This window comes from Nocardia sp. NPDC004168 (assembly GCF_040610355.1).
GTDB lineage: Bacteria > Actinomycetota > Actinomycetes > Mycobacteriales > Mycobacteriaceae > Nocardia > Nocardia sichangensis.
Map to the genome: position 1 here is coordinate 1 of NZ_JBEXME010000073.1, position 5,588 is coordinate 5,588.

7 protein-coding genes are annotated in these 5,588 nt (G+C 67.3%); 2 read left to right on the plus strand and 5 right to left on the minus strand.

Annotation, left to right across the window (positions count from 1 at the left end; all coding sequences use genetic code 11):
- Both ABZW96_RS37115 and ABZW96_RS37120 read right to left on the minus strand, forming a co-directional pair.
- A partial coding sequence (locus tag ABZW96_RS37115) for a hypothetical protein (protein WP_355081518.1) occupies window positions 1-227 on the minus strand: 227 nt, incomplete at its 3' end.
- A 365-nt stretch (window positions 228-592) separates the two neighbouring features.
- A complete protein-coding gene (locus tag ABZW96_RS37120) occupies window positions 593-1,771 on the minus strand; it encodes an acetyl-CoA C-acetyltransferase (protein WP_355081520.1) in 1,179 nt (392 codons plus the stop codon).
- Between the two features lie 122 nt (window positions 1,772-1,893).
- Between ABZW96_RS37120 and mce the strand changes: the two genes are divergently transcribed.
- Both mce and ABZW96_RS37130 read left to right on the plus strand, forming a co-directional pair.
- Window positions 1,894-2,370 carry a methylmalonyl-CoA epimerase gene (gene mce, locus ABZW96_RS37125; RefSeq protein WP_355081522.1) on the plus strand — a complete coding sequence of 159 codons (477 nt, stop codon included), beginning with the start codon at window positions 1,894-1,896 and terminating at the stop codon, window positions 2,368-2,370.
- Between the two features lie 86 nt (window positions 2,371-2,456).
- Complete coding sequence (locus tag ABZW96_RS37130) at window positions 2,457-3,458, plus strand: hypothetical protein (protein ID WP_355081524.1); 1,002 nt, start codon at window positions 2,457-2,459, stop codon at window positions 3,456-3,458.
- Window positions 3,459-3,556: 98 nt separating this feature from the next.
- Here ABZW96_RS37130 and ABZW96_RS37135 read toward each other — a convergent pair whose 3' ends face one another.
- From ABZW96_RS37135 to ABZW96_RS37145, 3 genes are read right to left on the minus strand one after another with little or no spacing between them, the layout of a single operon-like run.
- Complete coding sequence (locus tag ABZW96_RS37135; protein ID WP_355081526.1) at window positions 3,557-3,865, minus strand: ATP/GTP-binding protein; 309 nt, start codon at window positions 3,863-3,865, stop codon at window positions 3,557-3,559.
- A 47-nt stretch (window positions 3,866-3,912) separates the two neighbouring features.
- On the minus strand, window positions 3,913-4,602 hold the full coding sequence (nucS, locus tag ABZW96_RS37140) for an endonuclease NucS (RefSeq protein ID WP_355081528.1): 690 nt from the start codon (window positions 4,600-4,602) through the stop codon (window positions 3,913-3,915).
- Window positions 4,603-4,639: 37 nt separating this feature from the next.
- Window positions 4,640-5,371 carry a rhomboid-like protein gene (locus tag ABZW96_RS37145; RefSeq protein ID WP_355081530.1) on the minus strand — a complete coding sequence of 244 codons (732 nt, stop codon included), beginning with the start codon at window positions 5,369-5,371 and terminating at the stop codon, window positions 4,640-4,642.
- Window positions 5,372-5,588 lie beyond the last annotated feature (217 nt).

The window sequence follows — 5,588 nt, forward strand, 5'->3', positions numbered from 1 at the left end:
GCGCGACCGCCGCTTGCTCCTTCGTCGCGTACGCGGCGGCCGCGCAAACGCGAGCCGGGCCGCGAACGGAACAGGCTCGGTCTCGCTCCGCTCGAAAGACGTGGTTGCGGTGCGCTGGGCGCGTCGGCATGCGAACTCGAGACCAGGACCAGGGCCAGGACCGCGCGAACGCCGCGAATGCCCCTCGCTTTCTTGAACGCGCTGATCGGCCGGTGCGATCGCAACATCGGTCACCTTCTGATCGCAGTTGCGCATGGCACCAGTAGCGAAACGACTGCTTCGGGTGAAGTGCGCCACGGATGACGCGACCACTCCTACGCCAGCCGAGTTCCGACCCGGCGATCCGGAGCCCCGCTGCCTGGGCAGCGATCGGACGACGTGACCAGGGTGCACGAAGACCTGCCGCTCGTAGCCGCATTGCTCGCCGATGGCAAGGCGACCGCTGCCTACGGCTCGCCACGAGCCGGGCGGCCGCTCGTCGCCCCGATCTGTCACCTTGCGATGGCTGGTGGCCCTCAGCAGAACGACCGATGGCCGCCCACATCAGGGCGGCCATCGGCACGATTCGGCGCGGGGCATCGCCCCGCCGAACTCAGACGCGAACGATCAGCGCGTCACCCTGTCCGCCGCCGCCGCAGAGCGCGGCCGCGCCGACGCCGCCGCCGCGGCGCTTCAGCTCCAGCACCAGGTGCAGCAGGATGCGGGCGCCGGACATGCCCAGCGGGTGGCCGATGGCGATGGCGCCGCCGTTGACGTTCACCTTCTCCGGGTCGATGCCCAGCTTGCGGGTGGACGCGATGCCGACGGCGGCGAACGCCTCGTTGATCTCCACCAGGTCCAGGTCGGCGGGCGAGATGCCCTCGCGTGCGCAGGCTTTGGCGATCGCGTTGGCGGGCTGGTCCTGCAGCGTCGAATCCGGACCCGCGACCACACCCGCCGCACCGATCTCGGCGATCCAGCTCAACCCCAGCGACTGCGCCTTCTCCTTGCTCATCACCACGACCGCCGCGGCTCCGTCGGAGATCTGCGACGCGGTACCCGCGGTGATGGTGCCGTCCTTGCGGAACGCCGGACGCAACTTACCCAGCGACTCCACCGTGGTGTCGGCGCGAATGCCCTCGTCCGTGGTCACCAGCACCGGATCACCCTTGCGCTGCGGCACCGCGACCGGGACCACCTCGTCGTCGAACACGCCGTTCTTCCACGCCGCCGCCGCACGCTGGTGCGAAGCCGCCGCGAACGCGTCCTGATCCTCGCGGCTGATCCGATCGGCCTCGTTGCGCGCTTCGGTCAGCGCGCCCATGGCCTGATCGGTGAAGATGTCGTGCAGGCCGTCGTAGGCCATGTGGTCACGCAGCGTCACGTCGCCGTACTTGAAGCCCTCCCGGCTCTTCTCCAGCATGTGCGGCGCCCGGCTCATCGACTCCTGGCCACCCGCGACGACGATCTCGTACTCGCCCGCCCGGATCAGCTGGTCGGCCAGCGCGATCGCGTTGATGCCCGACAGGCAGACTTTGTTCAGCGTCAGCGCGGGCACGTCCATCGGGATGCCCGCCGCCACCGCCGCCTGCCGGGCCGGGATCTGGCCCGCGCCCGCGGTGAGCACCTGACCCATGATCACGTAGTCGACCTGGTCGGGCGCGACACCGCCCTTCTCCAGCGCCGCCTTGATCGCGAACCCGCCCAGATCGGAACCGCTGAAGTCCTTCAGACCTCCGAGCAGCCTGCCGACCGGGGTACGCGCACCGGAGACGATCACGGAAGTGGTCACGACGAGCCTCGCATTCGTAGATCGGACCTGCTCGCGCCCACACCGGGCAATGCGAGAGCAGGTGTTCTACTCAACGGTAGCGGGTGCGTCACGCGCCCCGTGCCAGGTCGCGCTACTTTCGAATGGTGAGCAACGTTACCGAACAGTCATCTTTCATCCCCGCGGACTACGTGACCGCGGTGGACCACGTCGGCATCGCGGTGCCGGATCTCGACACCGCGGTCGCCTGGTACGCGGAGAACCTCGGCATGATCGAGACCCATCGCGAGGTCAACGAGGCTCAGGGCGTGCACGAGGCGATGCTGTCGCTGCCCGGCGCACCCGACCGCGCCACTGCCCTGCAGTTGCTGGCACCGCTCAACGCGGAATCGACGATCGCGAAGTTCATCGACCGCAGCGGGCCCGGCTTGCAGCAACTGGCCTACCGGGTGACCGACATCGAGGCCGTCTCCGCGTACCTGCGCGCCAAGGGTCTGCGTTTGCTGTACGAGGCTCCACGGCACGGAACGGCCGATTCTCGCATCAATTTCATCCACCCGAAGGATGCTGGAGGTGTGCTGATCGAGTTGGTCGAACCGAACGCTAATGTTACGCACTAGTATCGGCGTCAGGTCGGGAAAACTCGTTGGAATGACATTCGCAGTCGAGTCACCATCGGCTGTCTTCAGGCTGTAGTTTGTGTGCCATGTCGTCACCCGAGTCCGATCGCAATCGCTTCGTTGCACTGCCCTTCACCGTTGTGCGCAAGGGTTATGCGCAAGACGAGGTGCGTAATTACTTCGACCGCTTCGACGCGGAACTGAGAGTCACCGCCACCGACCGCGATGCGGCTGCGGCACAAGCACGTAACCTCGCGAGCCAGCTGGAAGACGCGCGCGACGAGATCGACGAACTCCGCAAGGAGGTCGACCGACTCTCGGTGCCGCCGACCACCGCGGAAGGCATGTCCGACCGCATCTCCCGCATGCTCCGTCTCGCCTCCGACGAGGCGTCCGAGGTCCGTGCCCTGGCGCAGGCCGAAGCCGCCGAGATGGTGTCGATCGCCGAGCAGCAGGCCACCGAGATGCGTGGCAAGTACGAGTCGCTGCTCGCGGAGACCAAGGAGAAGCGCGAGGCGCTCGAAATCGAATTCGAGCAGACCCTCGCGAACGCACGCACCGAGTCCGCCAAGATCATCGAGGCCGCTCAGGCCGAGGCCGACCGCATCGCGAAGGAAGCCGACGCGAAGCGCAAGGCCACCCAGCAGGACTTCGAGGCCACCATGGCCGAGCGTCGCACCAAGCTCACCCGCGCCATGGAAGAGCTGGAAGCCACCAGCCGCGCCGAGGCCGCCCAGCGGATCAAGGACGCGACCGACGAGGCCAACCGCCTCATCACCTCCGCCACCCAGACCTCCGAGCGCAAGATCGCGCACGCGAAGGAGCTGGCCGAGGAGATGCGCGTGCTGCGCGGCCGCGTGCTCGCCCAGCTGCTCGGTATCCGCGGTCAGCTCGACTCGGTGCCCGCGATGCTCGCCGCGGTCAACCGGGAAAGCGAATTGCTGGACGGCGTTCCGGATCAGCGCAAGTCGATCGGCGGCAACACCAAGTCGGTCACCGGTTCCCGTCAGAAGGCGATCCCCGAGGTCGCCACCGAGGACGACGATATCGACTCGGAAGAGCGCGAGAGCGCCGACGTCAGCAACTGACGTCGGACTGAGGCGACTACAGCAAAACTGAACCGAATTCACCGAAGGCCGCCCCCACCGGGGCGGCCTTCCTTAATTCCGCACCCGTTTGCTGGGCATCAGGACCAGCGTCGGGTGATCTTCCGAGTACGGCGACCGTTCCAGCACCCGCGATGCCAATGCCTGCGGTCGTCTTCTCCGCCATGAGCGGGCCACGCGACGAGGTGCGCGACGCCGGGCGGAATCTCGTGGTCACAGCCCGGGCAGCGGTAGGTCTTCACAGCGCGGGTGCCCGGAATGGTGCGAACCACATAAGTCTCGTCACCGTCCGGGCCTGATTCGGTCCGTCCGAAGATATCGCCGATCGGCGCGCCTCCCGACCGCGAGTGATCAGCGTGGCGATCCGAACGCGGTTTCCGGCGGGGCATGCGACAAGCCTATTACTCGGCCGCGTGCGCCCCGCACGCCCCCGAGTTCAGAACAAGCGGAATTCGTTGCTCTCCGTGCCACGCAGGGCGTCGTAATCGAGTGTGAGGCAGCGGATACCGCGATCCTCGGCAAGGGTGCGCGCCTGCGGCTTGATCTGCTGGGCGGCGAAAACGCCCGCCACCGGAGCCAGCAGCGGATCCCGGTTCAGCAACTCGAGGTAGCGGGTGAGCTGTTCGACGCCGTCGATCTCACCGCGCCGTTTGATCTCCACCGCCACAGTGCCGCCGTCGGCGTCCCGGCACAGCAGGTCCACCGGGCCGATCGCGGTCATGTACTCGCGGCGGATGAGCGTGTAGCCGGTGCCGAGCGTATGCACGTGCTCGGCCAGCAGCTCTTGGAGATGAGCCTCCACACCGTCTTTCACCAAGCCCGGGTCCACGCCGAGTTCGTGGGAGGAGTCGTGCTCGATGTCCTCGATGGTGATGCGAAGTTCCTCGCCGGCCTTGTTGGCGACGACCCACAGCGCCTTCGCTCCCTCCGGGAGCTGCGCGTCGCCGTTGCGTTCCTCCAGCCAGCAGGGCGGGCTCATCCAGTTCAGCGGCTTGTACGAGCCGCCATCGGAGTGCACGAGCACCGAGCCGTCCGCTTTCACCAGCAGTAGCCTGCGGGCCATCGGAAGATGGGCGGTGAGTCGCCCTACGTAGTCGACCTGACAGCGAGCAATCACTAGGCGCACCCAAGCACTGTAGGCGAACGCCCGCACGCCCCCGTCGTCAGCCCATGAGCAGAATCGCCGCGAGAACCACGCTGACGGCGAGCAGGGCGCTTTCGATCCGGGTCAGCCGCCGACGGGTGGTCGTCCTGGCCCAGACCATGCAGAACCCGACCACGGTGCCGATCATCAACGCCACCATGTGGCCGACCTGGGTGAAGGTGTGCTCGATGAGCACACCCTCGACCGCGACGATGAACCAGAGCGTCGACCAGGCGGCGCGCCACCGGTAGGGCAGGGCGGCCACCAGCGCGCCGACCAAAGCCATGGCGCCGTAGCTGACACCGACGTCTTCGGCCCAGCGGATGCTCGTGGGCACCCATCCGGCCTCAACGCCCACCCACAGCCCCGCCGCGACGAACAACGTGGCGCCGATGTGGCCGGCCAGGAAAACCCGCACCAACCGCAACGCGCCGAAGCGCAGTTCGGCGAGAGCGAGCAGACAGGCCAGCAGCGGGATGATCACCCACGACCCGACGACGTCGCCGATCACGAACGCGCTTGCCAGCAACGTCCCGATCCGGCCGTCCAGCAGGTTGTGCAGGTTCGTGCTCGCGTGCAGAACCACCCTCGTCTGCGCGGAGTCGCTCAGGACGGAGAAGATCGCCGAGACGACGACCAGCCCCGCCAAGTACACAGCCGTCGCGGGCAGCCTCGGCCGCCACCAACGCGGTCGCGTCGAGGTGGCGGGGGCTGGCGGCGCCGGGTGACCCGGCGTCGTCGCGACGACCATACATACCTCCGTTGTTCGCGCGGGACAGCGATCCGTCTCCACCATCCATCATCGTCGTCCGCGCGCTGTGTGTGCTTGTAGTTCCCTCTGAAATTGCTGCGAAACGTTCTCGCCGCATGAACGACGAAAGGCCCTCGACGGTGTCGAGGGCCTTTCGTGAAAGGATGTTCCGGCGGTGTCCTACTCTCCCACACCCTGTCGAGTGCAGTACCATCGG

Coding starts and splice junctions, on each gene's coding strand:
- ABZW96_RS37130 (WP_355081524.1), top strand. CDS start 2,457: ATGTCGTCACCCGAGTCCGATCGCAATCGCTTCGTTGCACTGCCCTTC.
- ABZW96_RS37135 (WP_355081526.1), bottom strand. CDS start 3,865: ATGCCCCGCCGGAAACCGCGTTCGGATCGCCACGCTGATCACTCGCGG.
- mce (WP_355081522.1), top strand. CDS start 1,894: ATGGTGAGCAACGTTACCGAACAGTCATCTTTCATCCCCGCGGACTAC.
- ABZW96_RS37145 (WP_355081530.1), bottom strand. CDS start 5,371: ATGGTCGTCGCGACGACGCCGGGTCACCCGGCGCCGCCAGCCCCCGCC.